The organism is Photobacterium sp. R1 (assembly GCF_054600795.1).
In genome coordinates this window covers 1-412 of record NZ_BAAHZP010000131.1, presented here as the reverse complement: position 1 = coordinate 412, position 412 = coordinate 1, and the positions used below count along the sequence as shown (strand labels likewise).

The following is a 412-nucleotide window of genomic DNA, read 5'->3' as shown; positions in this document are numbered from 1 at the left end:
CTGATTGGCTTTTGCTCTCATCAGGGCGTTCGCGATGAAAATGGTCAAATCGTTTCGGAAATGCTGCCCGCTGAAGCCGAAGCCGCACTGCAGCGGCTGACGGAACAAAACAAAGCCGATTCAGGTACCGCGCGTTTCCTGCGTGGCGCGATGATCGCCTGCCGGGCCGGTGTGCCGCGCAGCCACCTGATCAGCTACAAAGAAGACGGTGCACTGATCCAGGAGCTATTCTCTTTCGACGGGATAGGCACGCAAATCGTCATGGCCAGTGCAGAAAAAGTCCGGGGCGCGAACATAGATGATATCGGCGGTATTCTGGCGCTGATCCGCCCGCTGGAGCAGGATGGCATTCTGGTTCGTCGCTCCCGCGAACAGCTGGAGCAGGAAATCAAACAGTTTACTGTGATCGAAC

General features: G+C 56.8%; 1 pseudogene. It reads left to right on the top strand.

Going from position 1 to position 412, the window contains the following annotated elements:
- A pseudogene (locus ACYP03_RS24310) lies at nt 1–412 on the top strand (amino-acid N-acetyltransferase); the annotation flags it as partial.